The 22,858-nt window shown below is 71.4% G+C and carries 25 protein-coding genes and 4 tRNA genes; 22 read left to right on the forward strand and 7 right to left on the reverse strand.

Features of this window, described 5'->3' with window-relative positions:
* The first annotated feature begins 6 nt into the window (after positions 1 to 6).
* From htpX to OG389_RS22610, 4 genes are all read left to right on the forward strand, one after another.
* On the forward strand, positions 7 to 870 hold the full coding sequence (gene htpX / locus OG389_RS22595) for a zinc metalloprotease HtpX (RefSeq protein ID WP_328300286.1): 864 nt from the start codon (positions 7 to 9) through the stop codon (positions 868 to 870).
* Positions 867 to 1,259 carry a YccF domain-containing protein gene (locus OG389_RS22600; protein ID WP_328300287.1) on the forward strand — a complete coding sequence of 131 codons (393 nt, stop codon included), beginning with the start codon at positions 867 to 869 and terminating at the stop codon, positions 1,257 to 1,259. Before htpX ends, OG389_RS22600 begins: the two co-directional genes overlap by 4 nt.
* A gap of 103 nt (positions 1,260 to 1,362) precedes the next feature.
* The gene (locus OG389_RS22605) at positions 1,363 to 2,358 is read left to right on the forward strand and encodes a glycosyltransferase family 2 protein (protein ID WP_328300288.1); all 996 of its coding nucleotides are present in this window, start codon (positions 1,363 to 1,365) and stop codon (positions 2,356 to 2,358) included.
* A 163-nt stretch (positions 2,359 to 2,521) separates the two neighbouring features.
* Entirely contained in the window at positions 2,522 to 2,953 is a 432-nt protein-coding gene (locus OG389_RS22610) for a hypothetical protein (protein ID WP_328300289.1), read from the forward strand.
* On the opposite strand, the gene OG389_RS22615 is transcribed toward OG389_RS22610, so the two are convergent.
* Together OG389_RS22615 and OG389_RS22620 are read right to left on the reverse strand one after the other, a co-directional pair.
* Positions 2,877 to 4,160 (reverse strand): APC family permease, encoded by a 1,284-nt coding sequence (locus OG389_RS22615; RefSeq protein ID WP_328303995.1) that lies wholly within the window; start codon positions 4,158 to 4,160, stop codon positions 2,877 to 2,879. The two genes, OG389_RS22610 and OG389_RS22615, sit on opposite strands and share 77 nt — an antisense overlap.
* Before the next feature lie 30 nt (positions 4,161 to 4,190).
* The gene (locus OG389_RS22620) at positions 4,191 to 5,618 is read right to left on the reverse strand and encodes a SulP family inorganic anion transporter (protein WP_328300290.1); all 1,428 of its coding nucleotides are present in this window, start codon (positions 5,616 to 5,618) and stop codon (positions 4,191 to 4,193) included.
* Between the two features lie 380 nt (positions 5,619 to 5,998).
* Here OG389_RS22620 and OG389_RS22625 point away from each other — a divergent pair, with 380 nt between their 5' ends.
* On the forward strand, positions 5,999 to 6,373 hold the full coding sequence (locus OG389_RS22625; RefSeq protein ID WP_328303997.1) for a DUF6585 family protein: 375 nt from the start codon (positions 5,999 to 6,001) through the stop codon (positions 6,371 to 6,373).
* A gap of 160 nt (positions 6,374 to 6,533) precedes the next feature.
* On the opposite strand, the gene OG389_RS22630 is transcribed toward OG389_RS22625, so the two are convergent.
* On the reverse strand, positions 6,534 to 7,022 hold the full coding sequence (locus OG389_RS22630; protein ID WP_328300291.1) for a YajQ family cyclic di-GMP-binding protein: 489 nt from the start codon (positions 7,020 to 7,022) through the stop codon (positions 6,534 to 6,536).
* Between the two features lie 198 nt (positions 7,023 to 7,220).
* Here OG389_RS22630 and OG389_RS22635 point away from each other — a divergent pair.
* The 3 genes from OG389_RS22635 to OG389_RS22645 all read left to right on the forward strand — a co-directional run bounded on the left by OG389_RS22635 (position 7,221) and on the right by OG389_RS22645 (position 8,386).
* A tRNA-Tyr gene (locus tag OG389_RS22635) sits at positions 7,221 to 7,302 on the forward strand.
* A 133-nt stretch (positions 7,303 to 7,435) separates the two neighbouring features.
* Entirely contained in the window at positions 7,436 to 7,864 is a 429-nt protein-coding gene (locus OG389_RS22640) for a hypothetical protein (protein ID WP_328300292.1), read from the forward strand.
* Positions 7,865 to 7,948: 84 nt separating this feature from the next.
* Entirely contained in the window at positions 7,949 to 8,386 is a 438-nt protein-coding gene (locus OG389_RS22645; protein ID WP_328300293.1) for a DUF3574 domain-containing protein, read from the forward strand.
* Positions 8,387 to 8,462: 76 nt separating this feature from the next.
* Here the strand turns inward: OG389_RS22645 and OG389_RS22650 are convergent, their stop codons facing one another.
* Both OG389_RS22650 and OG389_RS22655 read right to left on the reverse strand, forming a co-directional pair.
* Positions 8,463 to 9,119: an SDR family oxidoreductase gene (locus OG389_RS22650; RefSeq protein WP_328300294.1), complete on the reverse strand. Its 657-nt coding sequence runs from the start codon at positions 9,117 to 9,119 to the stop codon at positions 8,463 to 8,465.
* A gap of 54 nt (positions 9,120 to 9,173) precedes the next feature.
* Positions 9,174 to 10,481 carry an amidohydrolase family protein gene (locus OG389_RS22655; RefSeq protein ID WP_328300295.1) on the reverse strand — a complete coding sequence of 436 codons (1,308 nt, stop codon included), beginning with the start codon at positions 10,479 to 10,481 and terminating at the stop codon, positions 9,174 to 9,176.
* 1,379 nt (positions 10,482 to 11,860) lie between these two features.
* Here OG389_RS22655 and OG389_RS22660 point away from each other — a divergent pair.
* From OG389_RS22660 to OG389_RS22705, 10 genes are all read left to right on the forward strand, one after another.
* Positions 11,861 to 11,933 (forward strand) — tRNA-Thr (locus OG389_RS22660).
* A 48-nt stretch (positions 11,934 to 11,981) separates the two neighbouring features.
* A tRNA-Met gene (locus OG389_RS22665) sits at positions 11,982 to 12,054 on the forward strand.
* 89 nt (positions 12,055 to 12,143) lie between these two features.
* The gene (gene rpmG / locus OG389_RS22670; protein ID WP_003956487.1) at positions 12,144 to 12,308 is read left to right on the forward strand and encodes a 50S ribosomal protein L33; all 165 of its coding nucleotides are present in this window, start codon (positions 12,144 to 12,146) and stop codon (positions 12,306 to 12,308) included.
* A gap of 123 nt (positions 12,309 to 12,431) precedes the next feature.
* The gene (locus tag OG389_RS22675) at positions 12,432 to 12,941 is read left to right on the forward strand and encodes a MaoC family dehydratase N-terminal domain-containing protein (protein ID WP_328300296.1); all 510 of its coding nucleotides are present in this window, start codon (positions 12,432 to 12,434) and stop codon (positions 12,939 to 12,941) included.
* Position 12,942: 1 nt separating this feature from the next.
* Positions 12,943 to 13,371 (forward strand): MaoC family dehydratase, encoded by a 429-nt coding sequence (locus OG389_RS22680; protein WP_328300297.1) that lies wholly within the window; start codon positions 12,943 to 12,945, stop codon positions 13,369 to 13,371.
* 229 nt (positions 13,372 to 13,600) lie between these two features.
* Positions 13,601 to 14,155: a TetR/AcrR family transcriptional regulator gene (locus OG389_RS22685; RefSeq protein WP_328300298.1), complete on the forward strand. Its 555-nt coding sequence runs from the start codon at positions 13,601 to 13,603 to the stop codon at positions 14,153 to 14,155.
* A 184-nt stretch (positions 14,156 to 14,339) separates the two neighbouring features.
* The gene (locus OG389_RS22690; RefSeq protein ID WP_328300299.1) at positions 14,340 to 15,815 is read left to right on the forward strand and encodes a DHA2 family efflux MFS transporter permease subunit; all 1,476 of its coding nucleotides are present in this window, start codon (positions 14,340 to 14,342) and stop codon (positions 15,813 to 15,815) included.
* 111 nt (positions 15,816 to 15,926) lie between these two features.
* Positions 15,927 to 16,325 (forward strand): DUF3291 domain-containing protein, encoded by a 399-nt coding sequence (locus OG389_RS22695; RefSeq protein WP_328300300.1) that lies wholly within the window; start codon positions 15,927 to 15,929, stop codon positions 16,323 to 16,325.
* An 80-nt stretch (positions 16,326 to 16,405) separates the two neighbouring features.
* A complete protein-coding gene (locus tag OG389_RS22700) occupies positions 16,406 to 17,461 on the forward strand; it encodes a UDP-N-acetylmuramate dehydrogenase (protein WP_328300301.1) in 1,056 nt (351 codons plus the stop codon).
* A 17-nt stretch (positions 17,462 to 17,478) separates the two neighbouring features.
* Positions 17,479 to 17,895, forward strand: coding sequence for a hypothetical protein (locus OG389_RS22705; RefSeq protein WP_328300302.1), 417 nt, complete (start codon positions 17,479 to 17,481; stop codon positions 17,893 to 17,895).
* 27 nt (positions 17,896 to 17,922) lie between these two features.
* Here the strand turns inward: OG389_RS22705 and OG389_RS22710 are convergent, their stop codons facing one another.
* Both OG389_RS22710 and OG389_RS22715 read right to left on the reverse strand, forming a co-directional pair.
* Positions 17,923 to 18,942, reverse strand: a complete 1,020-nt coding sequence (locus OG389_RS22710; protein WP_328300303.1) for an adenosine deaminase — start codon at positions 18,940 to 18,942, stop codon at positions 17,923 to 17,925.
* A gap of 274 nt (positions 18,943 to 19,216) precedes the next feature.
* Positions 19,217 to 20,443: a pyridoxal phosphate-dependent aminotransferase gene (locus OG389_RS22715; protein WP_328300304.1), complete on the reverse strand. Its 1,227-nt coding sequence runs from the start codon at positions 20,441 to 20,443 to the stop codon at positions 19,217 to 19,219.
* 191 nt (positions 20,444 to 20,634) lie between these two features.
* Here OG389_RS22715 and OG389_RS22720 point away from each other — a divergent pair.
* The 4 genes from OG389_RS22720 (at position 20,635) to rplK (ending at position 22,781) form a co-directional block, all read left to right on the forward strand.
* Positions 20,635 to 20,707 (forward strand) — tRNA-Trp (locus OG389_RS22720).
* Between the two features lie 107 nt (positions 20,708 to 20,814).
* Entirely contained in the window at positions 20,815 to 21,096 is a 282-nt protein-coding gene (secE, locus tag OG389_RS22725) for a preprotein translocase subunit SecE (RefSeq protein WP_243333337.1), read from the forward strand.
* A gap of 84 nt (positions 21,097 to 21,180) precedes the next feature.
* A complete protein-coding gene (nusG, locus tag OG389_RS22730) occupies positions 21,181 to 22,167 on the forward strand; it encodes a transcription termination/antitermination protein NusG (protein ID WP_328300305.1) in 987 nt (328 codons plus the stop codon).
* A 179-nt stretch (positions 22,168 to 22,346) separates the two neighbouring features.
* Positions 22,347 to 22,781: a 50S ribosomal protein L11 gene (gene rplK, locus OG389_RS22735; protein WP_053682632.1), complete on the forward strand. Its 435-nt coding sequence runs from the start codon at positions 22,347 to 22,349 to the stop codon at positions 22,779 to 22,781.
* Positions 22,782 to 22,858: the final 77 nt, after the last annotated feature.

Consider the following 22,858-nt stretch of genomic DNA (forward strand, 5'->3'; position numbering starts at 1 on the left):
CGTACCGTGCACCGCCGGCACAACGGGCTGAAGACCGCCGTACTCCTCGGCGGTCTGTCGGCACTCATCATCGTCATCGGAAGCTTCTTCGGCCGGGGCGGCCTGATCGTCGCGGTCCTCGTGGCCCTCGGCACCAACGCGTACGCGTACTGGAACAGTGACAAGCTGGCGCTGCGCGCGATGCGCGCCCGCCCCGTCAGCGAGTTCGAGGCGCCCGAGCTCTACCGCATGGTGCGCGAGCTCTCCACGTCCGCGCGCCAGCCCATGCCCCGGCTCTACATCTCGCCGACCGAAGCCCCCAACGCCTTCGCCACCGGACGCAACCCGCGCAACGCCGCGGTCTGCTGCACCGAGGGGATCCTGCGCATCCTCGACGAGCGCGAGCTGCGCGGGGTCATCGGCCACGAGCTGAGCCACGTCTACAACCGCGACATCCTCATCTCGTCGGTCGCCGGCGCCCTCGCCTCCGTGATCATGTTCCTGGTGAACTTCGCCTGGCTGATCCCGATCGGCCGCTCCAACGACGACGAGGGGCCCGGCCTCTTCGGCATGCTGCTGATCATGATCCTGGGCCCGCTGGCGGCCTCCGTGATCCAGCTCGCGATCAGCCGCTCGCGCGAGTACGAGGCGGACGCCTCCGGCGCCCAACTCACCGGCGACCCGCTCGCCCTCGCCAGCGCCCTGCGCAAGCTCGACGCCGGGACCAAGCAGCTCCCGCTGCCGCCCGAACCGAGGCTCGAGACGGCGAGCCACATGATGATCGCCAATCCCTTCCGTCCGGGCGAAGGCCTGTCCAGAATGTTTTCCACGCACCCCCCGATGGCCGAGCGCATCGCCCGGCTCGAACAGATGGCAGGACGTAGTCAGTGAAGACCATCCTCAATCTCATTTGGCTCGTGCTCAGCGGAGTCTGGCTGTTCCTGGGCTACTGCCTGGCCGGCGTGATCCTCTGCATCACCATCATCGGCATCCCCTTCGGCATAGCGTCCTTCCGCATCGCGGTGTACGCCCTGTGGCCCTTCGGGTACACCACGGTCGAACGGCACGACGCGGGCGCCGCCTCCTGCGTGGGCAACGTCCTGTGGCTGGTCCTCGCGGGCTGGTGGCTGGCCCTCGGCCACATCGTCACCGGCATCGCGCTGTGCGTCACGATCATCGGCATCCCGTTCGGCATCGCCAACTTCAAGATGGTCCCGCTCTCCCTGCTCCCGCTGGGCCGCGAGATCGTCCCGACGGACGCGCCGTTCGCCTCGCGCTGACCTCTCCGCCCACTCCGGACCCGTTTGATCCACTCGTATTAAAGTTCAGGGCTGCGGAAGAGTGACGCGGACGAGCGGCACGCACCAAGGGCAGGAAGAACCGATGTCGACTGAGCCCTCCACGACCGAGCGCTCCACGGCTCTCTCGGTCGTCGTGCCGATGTACAACGAGGAGGACGCCCTGCCGGCCCTGGTCGGCAGGCTGCGCCCGGCACTCGACGCCATGGACCTCGCATACGAGGTCGTCGCCGTCGATGACGGCAGCAAGGACCGCACCGCGGAACTCCTCGCCGAGTTCCAGGTCAAATGGCCCGAACTGCGGATCGTCCGGTTGCGCGGGAACTCCGGTCACCAGGCCGCCCTCACCGCGGGCCTGCACAGTGCCCTCGGGGCGTACGTCGTCAGCATCGACGCGGACCTCCAGGACCCGCCGGAGAAGATCCCGGAGATGCTCGACCTGGCCCGCGCGGACGGCCTCGACATCGTCTACGGGGTCCGGGCGGACCGGAGCACCGACACCGGGTTCAAGCGGCGCACGGCCGGCGCGTACTACTGGCTGGTGCGCCGCCTGGTCGGCAAGCAGGTGCCCGCCCAGGCGGGCGACTTCCGGCTGCTGAGCCGCGCGGCGGTCGAGGCGGTCAAGTCCATCCCCGACCAGCAGCGGGTGTACCGCCTGCTCGTGCCATGGCTCGGCTTCCCCAGCGGCCAGGTCGCCTACCACCGCGAGGAGCGGGTGGCGGGCGAGACCAAGTACCCGCTGAGCAAGATGATCCGGCTGGGCGTGGACAGCATCATCAACTTCTCCGCGGCGCCCCTGCGCCTGGCGACCTGGCTCGGCGTGGCCAGCTTCGTCGGCTGCCTGCTGATGGTGGGCGTCACCCTGGCGATCTACCTGACCGGCAAGACGGTCCCCGGCTGGACCTCGCTGTTCATAGTGATGCTCTTCCTCGGCGGGGTGCAGCTGATCTGCGTCGGTCTGCTCGGCGAGTACATCGGCCGCATCTACACCGCGGTCCAGCGCCGGCCCACGTTCTTCGTCGGGTACGACTCCGGGGGGAAGACGGAGCGGGAAGGCGACCCGAGCGATCCGAAGGCATGAAGATCGCAGGTCAGGGCGATTGTCAGTAGGGGATGTCACTGTGTGTACATGGATGACATCGAGCAGTTGCTGAAGGAAGTCGCCGAGCGGGCGTACGGCTTCCACCAGGAGCGGTGCACGGCCGCCGGGACCTCGACCACGGCCCTTCCGGCTCCCCTGGAGCATGCGGAGCTGCGCCGGGCCGAAGCCGCACTGGGCTTTCGCCCTGCCGCCGCTCCTCGGCGCCCTGTACACCCGCGTCGCGGACGGCGGCCTCGGTCCCGAGCGCGGTCTGCTGGCGCTGGGGCCGGCCGTCAGCGAATACACCGCGATGCGCACCTCGGCCTGGCGCTGGCCCGAGGGCGTACTGCCCATAGCCGACTTCGGCTGCGCCATGCGGGTCTGCGTGGACTGTCGCTCCGAAGCCGCCCAAGTCCTGCTGTTCGATCCGAACACGGGCGATCCGGGCCTCGCCTGGTTCCTCGAATCGCCGGCACTCGCCGACTGGCTGCGCGGCTGGCTGGAAGGCACCGCCTGGTTCAGCGACGCCTCGGGGGCGGGGGAGGAGTGGGACCTGGAGCTGACGCCCTGGGCCGGCTTCGGATCGCGGGCGTGAGCCGTCGGCGCACGGCGTAGGCCACCGCGCCAAGTGCCAGCACCCCGGCCCCCGTGAGCGTCGACGCGGCGGGCAGCGCGCAGGCCAGCACCACACAGCCGGACAGCCCCAACGCTGCCACGGCCCGATCCTTGACACCTGAATCGAGAGTCCACGCGGAGGCGTTCGCGATCGCGTAGTAGGCCAGCACGCCGAAGGACGAGAAACCGATCGCGCCCCGCAGGTCGGTGGTCGCCGCGAGCACCGCCACCACCGCACCCACCGCCAGCTCGGCGTGGTGCGGCACCTGATGCCGGGGATGTACGGCGGCCAGCGCGCGCGGGAGATGCCCGTCCCGCGCCATCGCCAGGGTGGTCCGCGACACCCCGAGCACGAGGGCCAGCAGCGAGCCCAGCGCCGCCAGGGCGGCGCCCACCCGGACGACGGGAGTCAGCCCGGGCACACCGGCCGCGCGCACGGCGTCGGCCAGCGGAGCCGCCGACCGCCCCAGACCGTCGGCACCGAGCACCGACAGCGCCGCCACCGCGACCGCGGCGTACACGAGCAGGGCGATCCCCAGGGCCAGGGGCACCGCCCGCGGGATCGTGCGCTCCGGATCGCGCACCTCCTCGCCCAGGGTGGTGATCCGGGCGTAGCCCGCGAACGCGAAGAACAGCAGCCCGGCACCCTGGAGCAGCCCGGCGGCGCCCCAGTCCGGGCCGCCGGGACGGCCGGCGGCGGCCGCACCGGAGGACAGGCACACCACCACGACGCCGGCCAGCACGGCCAGTACGGCCGCCACGACGACCCGGGCGATCCGGGCGGACTTCTGCATCCCGCCGTAGCTCGCGGCGGTCAGCGCCACCACCGCCGCCACGGCCACCGCGCGCTGCTGCCCGGGCCACGCGTAGGCCCCCACGGTGAGGGCCATGGCCGCGCAGGACGCGGTCTTGCCGACGACGAAGCCCCACCCGGCGAGATGTCCCCAGAAGGGCCCGAGCCGCTCGCGCCCGTACACATAGGTGCCGCCCGAGGACGGGTAGCGGGCGGCCAGCCGCGCCGATGAGTGCGCGTTGCAGTAGGCCACCAGGGCAGCGAGCGCGAGGGCCGCGAGGAGCGCTCCGCCGGCAGCGCGCGCCGCGGGGGCCAGCGCGGCGAAGATACCGGCCCCGACCATCGCCCCGAGCCCGACGACGACCGCGTCGAAGACTCCCAGAGTGCGCTTCATCTCGTTGTCCACCGTCGGAGGGTAGACGGCCTAGATGACGCCCTCCCGACCGGGAAGCGGCGTGCGGGCCCGCTCCCAGCCGTCGAGCGCGGTCAGGCAGGCGTGGTCGAGGTGGCGCAGCCCGCTCAGGTCGAGTCGTACGGCGCTGCCGTGCGGCAGCGCGTCCAGCTCGTCGAGCAGTTTGGGCAGCCGCAGGAAGCTGGCGTTGCCCAGTATCCGGACGCACAGCTCCTCGCCCTCCCACACCTGCTCGATGTGCACGTGGGAGGTCTCCCAGGCCGCCTTGGCGATGGCGAGCCCCAGACCCGCGAGCACGCCCTCGAAGAGGTTCGTGGCCACGATCGCCGAAGCCGTCGCCACCAGGACGACGGCCTCGCCCCGGTGGGTGCGCCACAGGGTGGCCACCGCCCGGACCGGCAGCAGCTTCCAGCCCGCGTGCAGCAGTACCCCGGCCAGGGCGGCGAGCGGGACGGCTTCCAGCAGCCCGGGTACGGCCACGGCGAACAGCAGCAGCCAGCCGCCGTGCAGGATCCGGGAGGCCCGAGTGCGGGCGCCCGCCTCGACGTTGGCGGCGCTGCGGACGATGACGGCGGTCATCGGCAGGGCTCCGAGCAGGCCGCAGAGGGTGTTCCCGACGCCCTGGGCGACCAGTTCGCGGTCGTAGTCGGTCCGGGCCCCGTCGTGCATGCGGTCCACGGCGGCCGCGCTGAACAGCGTCTCGGCGGAGGCGATCAGGGCGAGCGCGATCACCGTGCCGGCGGCCCCCGCGGAGGCCAGCACCCCGAAGTCCCCCCAGCCGGGCGCGGTCACGGCCGCAAGGACGCCCGTGACCCGGACCCGGTCCACGGGCAGCCGCAGCACCAGGGCCGCGGCGGTCGCGGCGGCCACCCCGACGAGCGCTCCCGGCACCAGCCGCAGCCGCTCCGGCAGCCGCCGCCAGGCCACCAGGACGGCGACGGTCCCGGCTCCCAGGGCCACGGCTGTCCAGTCGGCGCGCGCCGCGAGCTCCACCGCTCCGGCCAGCTTCGCCAGGGTCCGCGCGGGAGCCTCCACGCCGGCCAGGGCGTACAGCTGACCGGCCATCAGGACGAGTCCGATGCCGGCCAGCATCCCGTGCACGACGGCCACGGAGATCGCCCGGAACCACCGTCCGAGCCGCAGCACGCCCATGCCCAGTTGCACCAGGCCCGCGGCGAGGACGAGTACGCCGAGCGCGGGCAGCCCGTACGTCCGAACGGCCTCGTAGATGAGCACGGTGAGCCCGGCGGCCGGGCCGCTGACCTGGAGCGAACTGCCCCGGAACCAGCCGGTGACCAGCCCGCCCACGACCCCGGTGATGATCCCCAGCTCGGCCGGAACGCCGGAGGCGACGGCCACTCCGACGCAGAGCGGTAGCGCGACCAGGGCGACCACCACGGACGCACCGAGGTCTTCGCGAAACGTGCCGGCCCCAGGCATACGGGAACCCCCTGTCGAGGCGGTGACGGACACACCTCAGCGTGGTGGGCGCACTCCCTGTTGCCCAAGTGCACACGAGGGGCGCCGTGGGCGCGTACGCCGCTCACGCCGGGCACGTGCCACCCGGGGCGCCGGGTCCGGCGGGCGCCCAGTGGGCTCCGCCTGCTCGTAGCGCCGTTCGCCCGCGGAGGACACCCCGGGCGGGATGAAAGAGGCACCGTGGCGACAACCGCCGCCCCCTCCGCCCAGGAGCGGATACCCGCCGCGGTCGCGGCCCTCGCCACCGCCCAGGGGCTGGGCCGCCATCGCGAGACCTTCCTGCCCCAGCGGCTGGGTGCCTGGCGGATGGCCGGCCTGTCCAGGCGGCGAAGCGCATCCACCTGTTCGAGGAGGGCCTGGTCGTCGCCGATGCGACCGGTCCGGTCGGCGGCTTCCGGTCGGACTCGATGACGGTGCTCCAGCAGATCACCGAGCGGTACGCCAACGGCGTCCACGTCGGCACCGGCTACCTCTACACGCTGGTCGAGCCGGACGGTTCCACGGTCGAACTGACCAATTTCTACGCCGACCCGGACCGTTGGGGCGCGGCCATCCAGTACGGGATCACGCGGGCCCAACTGCCCGGCGCGATCGCCGCGCTGGAGCGGGGAGCCACCCTGCAGTTCGGTGGGATCGCGGTGACGGCGGGCGGGATCGCCACCGCCAGGCGCGGCGCCGCGCACTGGGGCGGCGCCCGCCGGCCCACGGGCGGCTGATCGGCGCGACGTCGAACGCGTGACGTCGGGAACGCGCCAGACCGGAACGCGCCGGCGGGGAACGCGCCGGCCGGGAACGCGACGGGGGGCACCCGCCGAGGTGCTCCCCGGCGATGTGCCCCCCTCGTCACCCGCGCACGCGCAGGTCAGGGATTCCTGGTCAGCGGTAGTTCACGAACTGGATCGCGAAGTCCAGCTCCTTGCCCTTGAGGAGGGCCTGGATCTCCTGGAGGTCGTCGCGGCTCTTGGAGCTGACGCGCAGCTCCTCGCCCTGGACCTGGGCCTTGACGCCCTTGGGGCCCTCGTCACGGATGATCTTCGCGACCTTCTTGGCGTTCTCCTGGGAGATGCCTTCCTCGATCGTGGCGAAGATCTTGTACTCCTTGCCGGACAGCTGCGGCTCACCGGCGTCGAGCGCCTTGAGGGAGATCCCGCGCTTGACCAGCTTGGTCTCGAAGACGTCCAGGACGGCCTTGACGCGCTCCTCGGAGTTCGCCTCCATCAGGATCTTCTCGCCGGACCAGGCGATCGTGGCGCCGGTGCCCTTGAAGTCGTAGCGCTGCGAGAGCTCCTTGGCGGACTGGTTGAGGGCGTTGTCGACCTCCTGCCGCTCGACCTTCGAGACGATGTCGAAACTGGAGTCGGCCATGTGCTGTGGCTCCTTGAAGTCGGTAGTGACGGCCCCGTAGGGCACGGCCGGACAACCCCGGACCGCTCCGCAAAGCCTAGCCACCGCACCCACGTGCGGTGCTGATCAATCCGGTGGCGAAGCACCCCCGGTCATCAGGTATCGTTTACGTCGTTGCCACGGAGCGCCACCGCAAGGTGGAAAGACGGCAGCGATCATGGCGGTGTGCCCGAGTGGCCAAAGGGAGCAGACTGTAAATCTGCCGGCTCAGCCTACCCAGGTTCGAACCCTGGCGCCGCCACGCGAGTGAGACCCCCGTTCATTGCGGAAACGCAATGGGCGGGGGTTTTCTCGTACTCCGGAAAACCCGTGGGCACCGGCGCGGGCGGAGGTGCATGCTGTCCGCATGATCAGCATCAGCGGCCGAAAGGGCCATGGCGCGTAAGGCGCCCTCGCAGGTCAGGTCGGACCTGCCACACCGGTCGTCCCCGGAGGACGACCGAGCCGTCGTTCCGGGTGTCTCCTCACGCACCCTCTCCGAGATCGCCCGCGTCGAACGCCACCGGTACGAGCCGGGGGCGGCCCATCGCGCGCTGTCCGCCTGGCGGGCCGTGGTCCACCAGCGCGGACCGTGGGTGATCTACCCGAACTGGTACGGGGACCACCCCTGCTGCGAACCGGCCTGGGGTGGTGATCAACGGGAGACCCTGGAGGCCTTCTGTCACGTACTCACCCGCCGGGCCGCGCGGGAGCTGCGGGCCGTGCTCGCGCCGCTCGACGCGCGGTTCCTCGCCCGCACGCTCAACGATCCGTACGCCCCGCCGGGGGATCCGTGGTGGCGCCGCAGGCTGGAGACGGCATGAGGGGCCGGGCGGTGGTGCGGACGCCGCGTGACCCCATCGGGCGGGTCCGGCGTGCCGATGAGCGCGTCCGGTCGTTCATCGGGGGTGAAATTTACTTCTGAGACGCGCGGGAAGGTCGGAGGCGGGGTCCTCCTCGCCCTGCTCGGGGCAGGGATCCCGGCCCTTGTCGGAGCGGCGCTGCACAGCCATGTGGGGGATCCCTACCAGGAGACCCGGCTCTACTTCGGTACCGAGCGGCCGGACGGCCGGCCACCGGTGGGGGAGCGGGAGTTCATGGGCTTCCTCGACCGGGAGATCACCCCGGCCTTCCCCGAGGGGCTCACCGTCCAGAACGGGTACGGCCAGTGGCAGCGGGACGGAAAGGTCATCCACGAGACCTCGTACGAGGTGGTGCTGCTGTACCCGCAGAAGGAGGCCGACGAGCGCGGCACCCGCATCGAGGCGATCCGCGAGGCGTACGAGAAGCGGTTCCAGCAGGATTCGGTCGGGCGGTCCGACGACGAGGTGACCGCCGAGTTCTGACCCCCTGAATGCCGGTCCGCCCACCCAAGCCCAGGCCCAGGCCCGGGCTTGGGCCGTCGGAGGCCCGGCCGCAGCGTCAGTTGCCCGCCACGTCCTTGACCGCCACGGGGACCGGGGTGGAGCCGGCGATCAGCTCCAGGGTGAGGCCCGCGGTCGCGGGCGTCTCGATCAGCTCGGCGAGCACCGCCGCCACGTCGTCGCGGGTGACCGGCCCGCGACCCGTCCGCGCCTCCAGCCGGACCAGGCCCGTACCGGCGTCGTCGAGCAGCGAACCCGGGCGCAGGACCGTCCACTCCAGGCCCAGGCGGGTGCGGACGTGCTCGTCGGCCTCGCCCTTGGCGCGGAGGTAGGCGTCGAAGACCTCGTCGCCCTCGCGGCGCGGGTCCGCGCCCATCGAAGAGACCATCAGGAAACGGCGTACGCGGGCCCGTTCGGCCGCGTCCGCGAACAGTACGGCCGCACCCCGGTCCACCGTGTCCTTGCGCCCCACACCGCTGCCGGGACCCGCGCCCGCCGCGAACACCGCCGCGTCCGCGCCCTGCAGGATGCCCGCCACATGCTCGACCGACGCCGATTCCAGGTCGCACAGCACCGGTTCGGCGCCCGCCTCCCTGAGGTCGTCGCCCTGTGCCGGATCGCGGATGATGCCCGCGACCTCGTACCCGCGCGCGGCGAGCAGGCGCTCCAGCCGCAGCGCGATCTGACCGTGTCCACCCGCGATGACGATGCGCATGTCCCGACCGTACGACGAGCCGGGCGCCGCCGCCCGCGAACGCACGGTGAACCCTCAGGGACCTGGCTCCGTACGGCCCTGCCGGGGCAGGTCCAGGGCCACGGCGACGGCGGAGTCGCAGTACTCCCGTACGGCACTCGTCCGGGCTACCACCCGCCCGCGGTGGATCACGATCCGGCTGTACGCCAGTGACAGCACGCTCGCGATCCGGTCCCCGCGCACGGCGAGCAGCTCCGCCGGGAAGCCGGCCTCCACCCGCACCTCGGGCAGACCCATCGCCTCCCGGGCGGCCGCGCTGACCGCGTGGTAGGCCTCGATGGCGCGGAGCCCGCCCTGGGAGGCCAGGAGGTACGCGGCTTCGAGCGGGTCCCCACGCCCGACCGGATTGCCCGCGTCGCGCAGGGCCCCGCTGCCGGCCGCGACGCGGACCCCGGCGGCGCGCAGCAGCCGTACGGGGGCGGTGCGCAGGCCGCGGCGTTCCAGGGCCGCGCAGTCGCCCTGGGGCAGGCAGGTCACCCGTACCCCGGCGGACGCCAGCCGGTCGGCGGCCCGGGTCGCCACGTCCAGCGGCAGCCGGGACAGCCCGCCGCAGGGGCCGATGGAGACCCCGGGGCGCAGCCCGGCGGCCATGGTCGCCAGCCGGGACAGGCGGGTGGGGTCGTCGCCGTCGGTGTGCAGGTCGACGGGGCAGCCGTGTTCGGCGGCGAGTTCCAGTACGGCTTCGAGGAAGCCCGTCGGGTCGGGGTCGAGGTCCGGGCAGCCCCCGATGACGGAGGCGCCCATCTTCACGGCGTCCCGCAGCATGGCGAGCCCGTCCGCGCCCGCGACCCCGGTCAGCAGGCGGGGGACGGCGACGGCGGTGAGATCGGTGAGCCCGCGCAGGGATCGGCGGGCCTGGAGTACGGCCTCCAGCGGGCCGAGGCCGTGCACGTCGCCGATGCGCACGTGGGACCGGACGGCCGTGGCGCCGTGCCCGAGCTGGAGCAGCGCGGCCTCGGTGGCACGGCGCTGCACCTCGTCGGGCGTGTAGGAGACGGGCCCCTCGCTGTCGGCGGTCAGGGCGGTGTCCCCGTGGGAGTGGGGCTCGGCGGGGGCGGGGAGCAGGAGCCAGCCGCCGAGGTCCACCCGGGAGCCCGCGGCGGCGGGGAGGCTGCCGGCCGTGCCGACGGCCTGGATCCGGCCGCCGCCGAGGCGGACGTCGACGGTACGGCCGTCGGTGAGGCGGGCGCCGGTGAGGAGGAGGGTGGTGGATTCGGGGGGCACCGGGCCCTGGGTTCCCGGAGCGCCCTCGGGGCCGTGCCCGTTGCCGCTCGGGCGGTTCCGCGCGGAGTGGGACGGCGGCTGCGGCTGGCTGTCGGACATCGCGCTCCTGCGGTGGCTCGGGCGGTTCCTGGGCCGTGGCCGCGGCCCGCGGCCCAAGATCACGCAGCGTGCTCAGAGCCTAGGGGGCAGGGGTGCCCGCTTCGCGGAAGAGCGCAATAGTCGTACCGGTGAGTCTGGCCCCCGACCGGGGCCCAGCCGGGAGCCGGACCCACGACGGGGGTGCTCCCGACCGGGAGCCGGATCCACGACGCGGGTGCCCCCCCCGAGCGGGAGCCCTGCCGCGCGACGGACCCACGACGCGGGGCGGCCCGGGGTGGCCGGGTGTCGGCCCGAGGTGGCCGAGGGCGGCCCGGAGTGACCCGGCGGTGGCCGAGAGAGGTCCGGGGGTGGCCGAGGGCGGGCCGGAGCGGCCCGGCGGTGGCCGGCGGTGACCCCGAGGCCGGCCCGGAGCGGCCCGGCGGTGGCCGGCGGTGACCCCGAGGTCGGCCCGGAGGTGGCCCGGTGTTGGCCAGGGATTGCCGAGGGCGGTGCGGAGCGACCCGGGGGTGGCGGGGTGTTGGCCAGGGTGCCCCGAGGGAGGTCCGGAGCGACCCGGGGATGGCCGGGTGTTGGCCCGAGGTGGCCCGGGCGGCCGGGGGTAGCACGGAGCGACCCGGAGGTGGCCATGGGCACTGGAGGTGCGGGCTGGCCCGAGGTGGGGCGGCCGGGGTTGGCCCACGGAGGCAGCCCCGAGGTGGCTCGGGTGCGGCCGGGGTTAGCGGAGGGCGATCGGGGTGGACAGCACCAGCCGCGAGCGGCTCGAGGTGGCCGGCGTCAGCCGGGACCGGCCCGAGGTCGGATCCGGAGCCGCCCGGGGGTTGCCGGGGGTTGCCCCGGAACGGGCCGAGGTGGTCCGGGGCTGGTCCGGAGCCGTGCGGGAGCGGGCCGAGGTGGCCCGGAGCTGCCCGGAGCTGCCCGGAGCTGCCCGGGGCTGGTCCGGAGCTGCCCGGAGCCGCCCGGGGGGTTGCCGGGGGTTGCCCCGGAACGGCCGAGGTGGTCAGGGGCTGGCTCGGAGCCGTCCGGAGCGGGCCCGAGGTGGTCCGGGGCTGGACGGAGCCGCCCGGGGCGATTCGCGCTGGATGTGGCTGGCCGAGCTCGGTACGGGGGCTATGCCCGGGGTACCCCCCCCGGGGGGGCCGACTCGAGGTCGGCCCCCGGGGGGCGCAGGGCGGCTCGTGAATGTGACGCTCTGCGATCCCCGGAGGTAGCGGGGGGATCCCGGGTGTGACACCGGACACTTTTCGGGGTCAAAGGTGCCCGAAGGGGCGTCGGGAGGCACTTCGGGGGGCGATCAAGAAAGGCGGCGGAAGGGCTCCGAGGCCAGCCCCCGCAAAGGATTTGGGCGATCGGCGGGCAACCGTGTAATGTCTTCCTCGCTCGCCCCAATAGCTCAGTCGGTAGAGCGTCTCCATGGTAAGGAGAAGGTCTGCGGTTCGATTCCGCATTGGGGCTCTGGTGAGAGAGGTTCCCCACCCTCGGGTGGGGAGCGGATCTCATCAAAGCGGCGTAGCTCAGTCGGTAGAGCAAGCGGCTCATAATCGCTGTGTCACCGGTTCAAGTCCGGTCGCCGCTACACACAGTAGCCGATTGCGGGGTCGGTCTCCCGATCGGCTACTCTTTTATGCGTTCATCCGTCCCTAATGTCCGTCAAGGAGCACTCACGTGGCTGCCACCGACGTCCGCCCGAAGATCACGCTGGCCTGCGTGGAGTGCAAGGAGCGGAACTACATCACCAAGAAGAACCGGCGTAACAACCCGGACCGTCTTGAGATGAAGAAGCACTGCCCGCGTTGCAACTCGCACACCGCGCACCGCGAGACCCGCTAACACTTAGCGAAGTCTCGTACAAACAGGCACCGTCATGAGGTCGTCCCCGTCATTGGGGGGCGGCCTTGTGTCGTTTCGACAGGCCGTTTCGACATGTCGTTTCCAACAGGGAGGTAGGGAGCCATGGCGCTCGACCAGTCCTTCGTGGGGCGGAGCTACCCGCCCACCGATCCGTACGAGGTCGGCCGGGAGAAGATCCGCGAATTCGCGGTCGCCGTGGGTGACGCGAATCCCGTCTACACGGATCCCGATGCCGCCAAGGCGTTCGGTCACCAGGACGTGATCGCCCCGCCGACCTTTGTGTTTGCCATCACTTTCGCGGCGGCGAGCCAGGTCGTCGACGACCCGCAGTTGGGGCTGGACTACAGCCGCGTCGTGCACGGCGACCAGAAGTTCGCCTACACGCGGCCCGTGCGGGCCGGTGACCGGCTGACGGTGACCTCGACCATCGAGTCCGTGAAGTCGCTCGCCGGCAACGACGTCATCGACATCCGCGGTGAGGTCCACGACGAGAGCGGCGAGCACGTGGTGACGGCGTGGACGAAGCTCGTCTCCCGCGCGCCCGAGCCCGGGCCCGGGCCCGCCGAGGCGCCCGCCGCTCCCGCCGCCGGTTCCGCTCCCGAGGAGGCCTGAGATGGCTGCCCAGATCCAGTACGACGCGGTCGAGGTCGGTACCGAGCTGCCGGCCGCGTCCTTCCCCGTCACGCGGGCGACCCTGGTGCGCTACGCCGGTGCGTCGGGCGACTTCAACCCGATCCACTGGAACGAGAAGTTCGCCACCGAGGTCGGGCTGCCGGACGTGATCGCGCACGGCATGTTCACCATGGCGGAGGCGATCCGCGTGGTGACCGACTGGGCGGGCGACCCGGGTGCGGTCGTCGAGTACGGGGTGCGGTTCACGAAGCCGGTCGTCGTTCCGAACGATGACCGCGGCGCGCTGATCGAGGTCACGGCCAAGGTCGCGGCGAAGCTGGACGACAACAAGGTGCGGGTCGATCTGACGGCGATGAGCGCCGGACAGAAGGTGCTGGGGATGTCGCGCGCGGTGGTCGTCCTCGCGTAGGAGCGCCGCCACCGCGGCCGCGGCCGCCACAGCTCGGCCACAGCCACCACCACAGCCGCAGTCGCCGCGGCGGTCACCGCGACCCCAGCAGCCGCAACCGTCACACCGCATTTGTTTCATTCGGTACCGGAAGGGCCCTGACCGGCGAGAAATCGCAGGTCAGGGCCTTGTTCGTGAATGGGTCACACGAGGGCTTGCCAAGTTAGTGATTGAGCACTAACTTCGAAGCATGGCAAGGATGAGTGCGGAAGAGCGGCGCGAGAGCGTCATCCGGGCGGCGATGAGCGAGTTCGCTCGGGGCGGGTACTACGGAACCTCCACCGAGGCGATCGCCAAGCGGGTCGGGGTCTCCCAGCCGTACCTGTTCCGGCTCTTCCCGAACAAGCAGGCCATCTTCCTCGCCGCGGCCGCCCGCTGCATGGAGGACATCCGGGTCGTCTTCGAGGAGGCGGGCAAGGGGTATCAGGGCGAGGAGGCGGTCCAGGTCATGGGCGCGGCGTACATGCGGTTGATCGCCGAGCAGCCCGACAAGCTGCAGATGCAGCTCCAGACGTACGTCACCGTCGCCGCGGCCGAAGCCGCCGGGGAGCCGGAGTTCGGCGAGATGGTGCGGGCCGCCTGGATGCAGCTGTGGGACACCGTCCACGTGCCGCTCGGTGCGGACGTGAAGGAGACGACCACGTTCCTGGCGTACGGAATGCTGATCAACACCCTGGCCGCCATGGGATTTCCGGCCGAGCACCGGGTCTGGGACGGCTGCTACCCGGGAATCCGGCCCCAGTAGTCCAGCCCCAGTAGTCCGGCCCCGGAAGTCGCAGCCGACCGTGCGTGCGACCGGCCTGGCAATCGGCCAGCTGCCTGCCAGGCAGGCGGTCAGGCAGGTAGACAGGCAGGCAGGTAGGCGGTCCGCCACCGGGCCCAGCTCTGCCCGTTGAAGTTAGTGATCAATAACTAGTTTTGGGGGAATCATGCAGGACCAGGACACCAAGCTTCGAGGGCCCGCGATCTGGGCCCTCGTCATCACCGGGGCCGCCAGCTTCATGGCCGCGCTCGACAACCTCGTCGTCACCACCGCGCTCCCCTCCATCCGCGAGGACCTCGGCGGAAAGCTGGAGGACCTGGAGTGGACGGTGAACGCCTACACGCTCACCTTCGCCGTCCTGCTCATGTTCGGCGCGGCCCTCGGTGACCGGTTCGGCCGCCGGCGGCTCTTCATCGCCGGCATGACCGTCTTCACCGGCGCGTCCGCCGCCGCGGCCCTGTCGCCCGGCATCGACGCGCTCATCGCCGCCCGGGCCGTCCAGGGCGTGGGCGCGGCGATCATGATGCCGCTCTCACTCACGCTGCTCACCGTCGCCGTGCCCGCCGCCCGGCGCGGAATGGCCCTCGGCATCTACGGAGCCCTCACCGGCCTCGCCGTCGCCAGCGGGCCGCTCATCGGCGGCAGCCTGACCGAGCACATCTCCTGGCAGTGGATCTTCTGGCTGAACGTCCCGATCGGTCTGGCCCTGATCCCGCTCTCCCGGCTCCGCCTCGCCGAGTCCACCGCCCCGCAGGCCAAGCTCGACGTCCCGGGGACGCTGCTCATCAGCGGCGGACTCTTCGGGATCGTCTACGGGCTGGTCAACGCCAACGCGCACGGCTGGACCAGCCTCCCCGTGCTCAGCGCGCTGCTGGTCGGTACCGCGCTCGTCGCCGGGTTCGTCCACCACGGGTTCCACAACGCCAACCCGGTCCTGCCCATGCGACTCTTCCGCGACCGCGGGTTCTTCGGCATCAACATGGCGAGCCTGCTGATGTTCGTCGGGATGTTCGGCTCGATCTTCCTGCTGAGCCAGTTCCTCCAGGGCGTCCTCGGCTACTCGCCCACCGAAGCCGGACTGCGCATGCTCCCCTGGACCGGCATGCCCATGATCGCCGCCCCGATCTCCGGGATCCTCTCCGACCGGATCGGCAGCCGTCCCGTCGTGGTCGCCGGGCTCGCGCTCCAGGCCGTCGGCCTCGGCTGGTTCGCCATGATCCTGAGCACCGACGTCTCCTACGCCGCCCAGCTCCCGGCGCTGATCATCAGTGGCATCGGCATGGGCCTCTTCTTCGCCCCCGCCTCCAACGCCCTCATGTCCACCGTCGCCCCCGCCGACCAGGGCAAGGCAGCCGGCGCCAACAGCGCCCTGCGCGAGGTCGGCGGAGCCCTCGGAGTCGCCGTCCTCGCCTCCGTCTTCTCCGCCCAGGGCGGCTACCAGTCCGGGCAGTCCTTCACCGACGGCACCGTCCCCGCCCTCTGGATCGGCGGAGCCGTCGTCGCCGTGGCGGCCGCCCTGGCCCTGCTGCTCCCCGGCCGGGACAAGGAGAAGGCCCGCGCGACCGCCGGCCGGGCGGCGGAAGCCGCCGAAGCCGCAGCAGCGGCCGACGTCTCCGACGCCCCCGCGAAGGTGGCCGTCTGACCGGTCCCGCCCGGCCGACCGCCGGCCGGGCGGCGGCCGGCCGGGAGAACCGCAGCAGCCGCACCGCACGAAGATCCGTACGACTCGTACCGAGCGAAGGAGAGGCCCGTCATGCCCGATGTCCCCTGGTCCACGCCCACCCGAGCCGCCGCCGACGCCGAGGTCTACGTCATGGCCTCCCGCTTCGAGACGGCCAGCCTGACCGGAGCCCTGCGCTTCTTCCTGAAGTCGCCCGGCATCATCCGCCAGATCCGCAAGGCCCCCGGCGCGCACGGGGTCGGCCTGCGGGCCCGGGTCCTCAGCCGGACCTTCCTCACCCTGTCGGCCTGGGAGGACCGCGAAGCGCTCTACCGCTTCGCGCGCAGCGAACCGCACCGCAGCAGCTCGCGTGCGGCCGCCACGTACATGAAGGAGTCCGAGTTCACCTTCTGGACCGTCCCGGCGAGCGAACTGCCCATCGGCTGGGCCGAGGCGGAGCGCCGGCTCGCCGAGCAGAAGCAGGCCCGCTGAGCGCCCGTACGGCGCCCGCGGTGCGAACGCGGTCCGTGGCCCCGCCGGGATGGGGGGACACGGACCGTACTCTTGTCCACGTGCAGGAACTCCACGACGCCCCCCTCGCCCCGCTGACCACCTTCCGGCTCGGCGGCCCCGCCACGCGCCTGGTCACCGCGACCACCGACGCCGAGGTCGTCGCCACCGTGCGCGCCGCGGACGGGAGCGGCACCCCGCTCCTGGTCATCGGCGGCGGCAGCAACCTGGTCATCGGAGACCAGGGCTTCGACGGCACCGCCCTGCGGATCGCGACCACCGGATTCACGCTCGACGGGACCCGCCTGGAGCTCGCGGCCGGGGAGAACTGGAGCGACTCCGTCGCCCGGGTCGTCGAGGCGGGACTCGCGGGCATCGAATGCCTCGCAGGGATCCCCGGCTCGGCCGGCGCCACCCCGATCCAGAACGTCGGGGCGTACGGCCAGGAGGTCTGCGACACGATCACCGAGGTCGTCGCCTACGACCGCACGCGCGGGGAGACGGTCACCCTGTCGGCCGCCGAGTGCGCGTTCTCGTACCGTGACAGCCTCTTCAAGCACCAGCCGGAACGGTACGTCGTCCTGCGCGTCCGCTTCGCCCTGGAGGACGCGGGCGGACTGTCCGCGCCGGTCAAGTACCCGGAGACGGCGCGCGCCCTCGGCGTGGGGGCCGGCGACCGGGTCCCGGCGGCGCAGGCCCGCGAAACCGTCCTGCGGCTGCGCGCCGGCAAGGGCATGGTCCTGGACCCCGCCGACCACGACACCTGGTCGGCCGGCTCCTTCTTCCACAACCCGATCCTCGGCGACGAGGCGTACGCCGCCTTCCTCGCCCGCGCGCAGGACCGGCTCGGCCCCGGCACCACCCCGCCGGCGTACCCGGCCGGCGAGGGCCGTACGAAGACCAGCGCGGCCTGGCTGATCGACAAGGCCGGCTTCACCAAGGGCTACGGCGACGGCCCCGCCCGCATCTCCACCAAGCACACCCTCGCCCTCACCAACCGGGGCGAGGCCACCACCGAAGACCTCCTCGTCCTGGCCCGCGAAGTCGTCGCGGGCGTCCACGCGGCCTTCGGCGTCACCCTCGTCAACGAGCCGGTGACGGTCGGCGTCAGCATCTGAGGAGTCCCGGCCCTCCCATGCTCTGTCCCCTGCACGGGGCCGGTACGGACCCCACCCGGCTGGTGGGACGCACGATCAGAAGGGTCGTGGCGTCCTGGCACATCAGCGACGGCGAACGCTCCGAGGCACCCCTCGACGTCTGGCTCCTCGACAGCGACGGGGAATCCACCCGGATCACCACCGGCTCCGACGCCTGCCTCATCGTGGAGTCCGCCGCGCCGCACGAGGCCTACGACATGGGGGAGTGGGGCCGCATCGAGGTCGGCGAGGACCTGGGCGACCACCCCTTCCTGCGCCACCTCGGCGAGACCGTCGAATCGGTCGCCGAGTACGCGCTGCCCGCGCAGGGCCGCACCCACCTGGAGATCGGCTTCCCCGACGGCGCGCGGGTACGGGCCGACTGCCACGAGGGCGACCTGCGGCTCACGCGTTGAAGCCGGCGCTCCGCGCGCCGGCGGCCCCTACGAAGCGATCCAGTGGTCGATCCCGGCCAGCAGCTTGTCCTGTATGTCGGAGGGCGCGGCACTGCCGCGTACCGACTGGCGGGCCAGCTCGGCGAGCTCCGCGTCCGTGAAGGCGTGGTGCCTTCGGGCGATCTCGTACTGGGCCGCGAGCCGGGACCCGAACAGCAGCGGGTCGTCCGCGCCGAGGGCCATGGGGACCCCGGCGTCGAAGAGGGTGCGCAGCGGGACGTCCTCGGGGCGCTCGTAGACCCCGAGGGCGACGTTGGACGCCGGGCAGACCTCGCAGGTGATCTGCCGGTCGGCGAGCCGCGCGAGCAGGCGGGGATCCTCGGCGGCCCGTACGCCGTGCCCGATGCGGGCCGCGTGGAGGTCGTCGAGGCAGTCCCGGACGGAGGACGGCCCGGTCAGCTCGCCCCCGTGCGGGGCGGCGAGCAGCCCGCCCTCGCGGGCGATGGCGAAGGCCCGGTCGAAGTCGCGGGCCATCCCGCGGCGCTCGTCGTTGGAGAGGCCGAAGCCGACGATCCCCCGGTCGGCGTAGCGGACGGCCAGGCGGGCCAGGGTGCGGGCGTCGAGGGGGTGCTTCATGCGGTTGGCGGCGATGAGGACGCGCATGCCGAGACCGGTGTCCCGGGAGGCGGCGTCGACGGCGTCGAGGATGATCTCGACGGCGGGGATCATCCCGCCGAGGAGAGGGGCGTAGGAGGTGGGATCCACCTGGATCTCCAGCCAGCCGCTGCCGTCCCGCACGTCCTCCTCGGCGGCCTCACGGACCAGCCGGCGGATGTCGTCGGGCTCGCGGAGGCAGGACCGGGCGGCGTCGTAGAGCCGCTGGAAGCGGAACCAGCCGCGCTCGTCCGTGGCACGGAGCTTCGGTGGCTCGGCGTTGGTGAGGGCGTCGGGCAGCCGCACGCCGTACTTGTCGGCGAGCTCCAGCAGGGTCGACGGGCGCATCGAGCCGGTGAAGTGCAGGTGGAGGTGGGCTTTCGGCAGAAGCGTGAGATCGCGTACGTGCTCCATCTGGTGATCCTGCCGTACCGCCGCGCTCGGCGGGAGGGGGTTTTACCGATCGGGGGCTTGCGCGAACGCATGAACGGGGCCGATGGGTCCGCTGGGCGGGGCTTCCCAGGGGCTGCCCGGACCCGCGCCCCAATCGCCGGTGGGGCTGGATCTTGCCGGCGTCGGTCGTGAATCCGGCCCCCGGAAACGCCGGAGCGGCGGCTCCCCGTAGGGGGAACCGCCGCTCGGACCGTGCTGCGAACCGCCGGAGGCCCAGGCCTTGGCCAGGCCGTGGCTAGGCCTTGGCCTCCGCCAGGAGCTTCTGGATCCGGGAGACGCCCTCGACCAGGTCCTCGTCGCCGAGGGCGTAGGAGAGGCGCAGGTAGCCGGGCGTGCCGAAGGCCTCGCCCGGGACGACCGCGACCTCGGCCTCGTCCAGGATCAGGGCCGCGAGCTCGACGGAGGTCTGCGGGCGCCTGCCACGGATCTCCTTGCCGAGCACGTCCTTGACCGCCGGGTACACGTAGAACGCGCCCTCGGGGGTCGGGCAGAAGACGCCGTCGATCTCGTTCAGCATCCGCACCATCGTCTGGCGGCGGCGGTCGAAAGCCGTCCGCATCTCGTGGACGGCGTCCAGGTTGCCGGAGACGGCGGCCAGCGCCGCGACCTGGGCCACGTTGGAGACGTTGGAGGTGGCGTGCGACTGCAGGTTCGTCGCGGCCTTGACCACGTCCTTCGGGCCGATGACCCAGCCCACGCGCCAGCCCGTCATGGCGTACGTCTTGGCGACGCCGTTGACGACGATGCACTTGTCGGCCAGCTCGGGAACGATCGCCGGGAGCGAGACGAACTTCGCGTCGCCGTAGACCAGGTGCTCGTAGATCTCGTCGGTCAGGACCCACAGACCGTGCTCGACGGCCCAGCGGCCGATCGCCTCGGCGTCGGCCTCGGAGTAGACGGCGCCGGTCGGGTTCGACGGGGAGACGAACAGGACGACCTTCGTGCGCTCGGTGCGGGCCGCCTCGAGCTGCTCGACGGAGACGCGGTAGCCGGTGGTCTCGTCGGCGACGACCTCGACCGGGACACCGCCGGCCAGCCGGATCGACTCCGGGTACGTGGTCCAGTACGGGGCCGGGACGATGACCTCGTCGCCCGGGTCCAGGATGGCCGCGAACGCCTCGTAGATCGCCTGCTTGCCACCGTTGGTCACCAGGACCTGGGACGCGTCAACCTCGTAGCCTGAGTCACGCAGCGTCTTCGCGGCGATGGCGGCCTTCAGCTCGGGCAGGCCGCCGGCCGGCGTGTAGCGGTGGTACTTCGGGTTGCGGCAGGCCTCGACCGCGGCGTCGACGATGTAGTCCGGGGTGGGGAAGTCGGGCTCGCCCGCTCCGAAACCGATCACCGGACGCCCGGCGGCCTTGAGGGCCTTGGCCTTGGCGTCCACGGCGAGGGTGGCGGATTCGGAGATGGCACCGATGCGGGCGGATACGCGGCGCTCGGCGGAAGGCGTTTCAGAGGTCATGCGGCCAATCGTCCCAGACGCCAAACGAGCGCCGCAGGCCGTTTCAGCTACCGGACGCGCACTCTCCGGATGGCGCTGTTCGACGTCAGGGCCCGGACCACGTACACTCAACCGTCGTTGGACCTCGCCAACCGCTGCAGAGCGTGAGCACTCCGAGCACTCGCTCGGATGCGGTAGGTTGAGGGACGCAAAGGGTCGTAGCTCAATTGGTAGAGCACTGGTCTCCAAAACCAGCGGTTGGGGGTTCGAGTCCCTCCGGCCCTGCTCCACACTCCATTTCTCGGATGTGTGCGCAGGTACGTACTTCGATGCAATGCCGTGCGGCGCAACCGGGCGCGGCTACGGCCACGACCCGGATTCAGGTGAGAGACGTGACGGACGCCCTGGGCTCCATCGACATGCCTGACGCCGAGGACGACACTCGCGAGAAGAAGGCCCGCAAGGGCGGCAAGCGCGGCAAGAAGGGCCCTCTGGGTCGTCTCGCGCTCTTCTACCGCCAGATTGTCGCGGAACTCCGCAAGGTTGTCTGGCCCACCCGTAATCAACTCACGACGTACACCTCCGTGGTGATTGTCTTCGTCGTCATCATGATCGGTCTCGTGACCGTGATTGACTACGGGTTCCAGGAAGCCATCAAGTTCGTCTTCGGCTGATCCCCGCGGAGGGCGGCGCCTTGATGGCTGCCGCCCGTTTTCGCATGTTCGACCACCTTTTGTATCCAGGAAGAAGCAGCCACCGTGTCTGACCCGAACCTGAACGTGAGCCGCGACTCCGTCGAGTCCGTCGAGGACGAGCTCGACATCGTCGAGGCTGCAGACGCCGTGGACCCCGATGAGGCCGAGCTCGCCGACGCCGAGGCGGGTGTCGCCGCCGAAGAGGCCGCGCTGCACGTCGAGGAAGAGGTCGACGCCGAGGCCGAGGACGACGCCGAAGCCGAAGAGGCGGACGACGACTCCGACGAGGACGAGACCGTCGAGGACGAGACCGACGACGAGGCCTCCGACGAAGAGGCTTCTGACGAAGAGGCCTCCGACGAGGACGACGACGTAGAGGCCGAGGCCGACGTAGAGGCCGAGGAGGCCGTAGAGGCCGAGCCCGCCGAGCCCGTCGACCCCATCCAGGCCCTGCGCGACGAGCTGCGCCTCCTGCCCGGCGAGTGGTACGTCATCCACACCTACGCCGGCTACGAGAAGCGGGTGAAGGCCAACCTCGAGCAGCGTGCCGTCTCGCTGAACGTCGAGGACTTCATCTACCAGGCCGAGGTGCCCGAGGAAGAGATCGTCCAGATCAAGAACGGCGAGCGCAAGAACGTCCGGCAGAACAAGCTGCCCGGTTACGTTCTCGTCCGCATGGATCTGACGAACGAGTCCTGGGGCGTCGTCCGCAACACCCCCGGCGTCACCGGCTTCGTGGGCAACGCCTACGACCCGTACCCGCTGACCCTGGACGAGATCGTCAAGATGCTCGCTCCCGAGGCGCAGGAGAAGGCCGCCAAGCTGGCGGCGGAAGAGGCCGGTCTGCCGGCACCCTCCGTCAAGCGCACCATCGAGGTCCTGGACTTCGAGGTCGGCGACTCGGTCACCGTCACCGACGGACCGTTCGCGACGCTGCAGGCGACCATCAACGAGATCAACCCGGACTCGAAGAAGGTCAAGGGTCTCGTCGAGATCTTCGGCCGCGAGACCCCGGTCGAGCTCAGCTTCGACCAGATCCAGAAGAACTGATCCCTCGGTCCTCAGGTCTCTGACTCACCGCTTCCGGACAGGTCAGATTGCCCCCTTGCGGGCGGTCTGACCTGCTCGGTTTTCAGCCCCGCGCCGATACCCGTTATCGTGGTGCGGTATGCCTCCATCCGGATGACCGGATTGGCGGCGAAAACTCTCACTAGGACCCGGAGAGAGCAATGCCTCCCAAGAAGAAGAAGATCACGGGGCTTATCAAGCTCCAGATCAAGGCCGGTGCGGCCAACCCGGCTCCGCCGGTCGGCCCCGCGCTCGGTCAGCACGGCGTCAACATCATGGAGTTCTGCAAGGCCTACAACGCCGCGACCGAGTCGCAGCGTGGCATGGTCGTGCCGGTGGAGATCACGGTCTACGACGACCGTTCCTTCACCTTCATCACCAAGACTCCGCCGGCCGCGCGCCTCATCCTGAAGAGCGCGGGCGTGGAGAAGGGCTCCGGCGAGCCGCACAAGACCAAGGTCGCGAAGCTTACGCGTGACCAGGTCCGCGAGATCGCCACGCTGAAGATGCCTGACCTGAACGCCAACGACATCGACGCGGCCGAGAAGATCATCGCCGGCACCGCGCGTTCGATGGGCATCACGGTCGAAGGCTGATCCAGCCACCCCAGCACCACAGTGGTAGGGCCAAGCGCTGGTCCGCACCACGACTCCACGCCTGACACAACACAGGA

The organism is Streptomyces sp. NBC_00435 (assembly GCF_036014235.1).
Taxonomy (GTDB): domain Bacteria; phylum Actinomycetota; class Actinomycetes; order Streptomycetales; family Streptomycetaceae; genus Streptomyces.

Excerpts from the sequence above, each read along its gene's own strand:
- rplK (WP_053682632.1), top strand. The coding sequence starts at position 22,347 with ATGCCTCCCAAGAAGAAGAAGATCACGGGGCTTATCAAGCTCCAGATC.
- OG389_RS22610 (WP_328300289.1), top strand. The coding sequence starts at position 2,522 with ATGCGGAGCTGCGCCGGGCCGAAGCCGCACTGGGCTTTCGCCCTGCCG.
- OG389_RS22675 (WP_328300296.1), top strand. The coding sequence starts at position 12,432 with ATGGCGCTCGACCAGTCCTTCGTGGGGCGGAGCTACCCGCCCACCGAT.
- OG389_RS22695 (WP_328300300.1), top strand. The coding sequence starts at position 15,927 with ATGCCCGATGTCCCCTGGTCCACGCCCACCCGAGCCGCCGCCGACGCC.
- OG389_RS22690 (WP_328300299.1), top strand. The coding sequence starts at position 14,340 with ATGCAGGACCAGGACACCAAGCTTCGAGGGCCCGCGATCTGGGCCCTC.
- OG389_RS22705 (WP_328300302.1), top strand. The coding sequence starts at position 17,479 with ATGCTCTGTCCCCTGCACGGGGCCGGTACGGACCCCACCCGGCTGGTG.
- OG389_RS22650 (WP_328300294.1), bottom strand. The coding sequence starts at position 9,119 with ATGCGCATCGTCATCGCGGGTGGACACGGTCAGATCGCGCTGCGGCTG.
- OG389_RS22640 (WP_328300292.1), top strand. The coding sequence starts at position 7,436 with ATGGCGCGTAAGGCGCCCTCGCAGGTCAGGTCGGACCTGCCACACCGG.
- OG389_RS22655 (WP_328300295.1), bottom strand. The coding sequence starts at position 10,481 with ATGTCCGACAGCCAGCCGCAGCCGCCGTCCCACTCCGCGCGGAACCGC.
- OG389_RS22715 (WP_328300304.1), bottom strand. The coding sequence starts at position 20,443 with ATGACCTCTGAAACGCCTTCCGCCGAGCGCCGCGTATCCGCCCGCATC.
- OG389_RS22680 (WP_328300297.1), top strand. The coding sequence starts at position 12,943 with ATGGCTGCCCAGATCCAGTACGACGCGGTCGAGGTCGGTACCGAGCTG.
- OG389_RS22605 (WP_328300288.1), top strand. The coding sequence starts at position 1,363 with ATGTCGACTGAGCCCTCCACGACCGAGCGCTCCACGGCTCTCTCGGTC.
- OG389_RS22620 (WP_328300290.1), bottom strand. The coding sequence starts at position 5,618 with ATGCCTGGGGCCGGCACGTTTCGCGAAGACCTCGGTGCGTCCGTGGTG.
- OG389_RS22685 (WP_328300298.1), top strand. The coding sequence starts at position 13,601 with ATGGCAAGGATGAGTGCGGAAGAGCGGCGCGAGAGCGTCATCCGGGCG.
- OG389_RS22630 (WP_328300291.1), bottom strand. The coding sequence starts at position 7,022 with ATGGCCGACTCCAGTTTCGACATCGTCTCGAAGGTCGAGCGGCAGGAG.
- OG389_RS22615 (WP_328303995.1), bottom strand. The coding sequence starts at position 4,160 with ATGAAGCGCACTCTGGGAGTCTTCGACGCGGTCGTCGTCGGGCTCGGG.
- OG389_RS22710 (WP_328300303.1), bottom strand. The coding sequence starts at position 18,942 with ATGGAGCACGTACGCGATCTCACGCTTCTGCCGAAAGCCCACCTCCAC.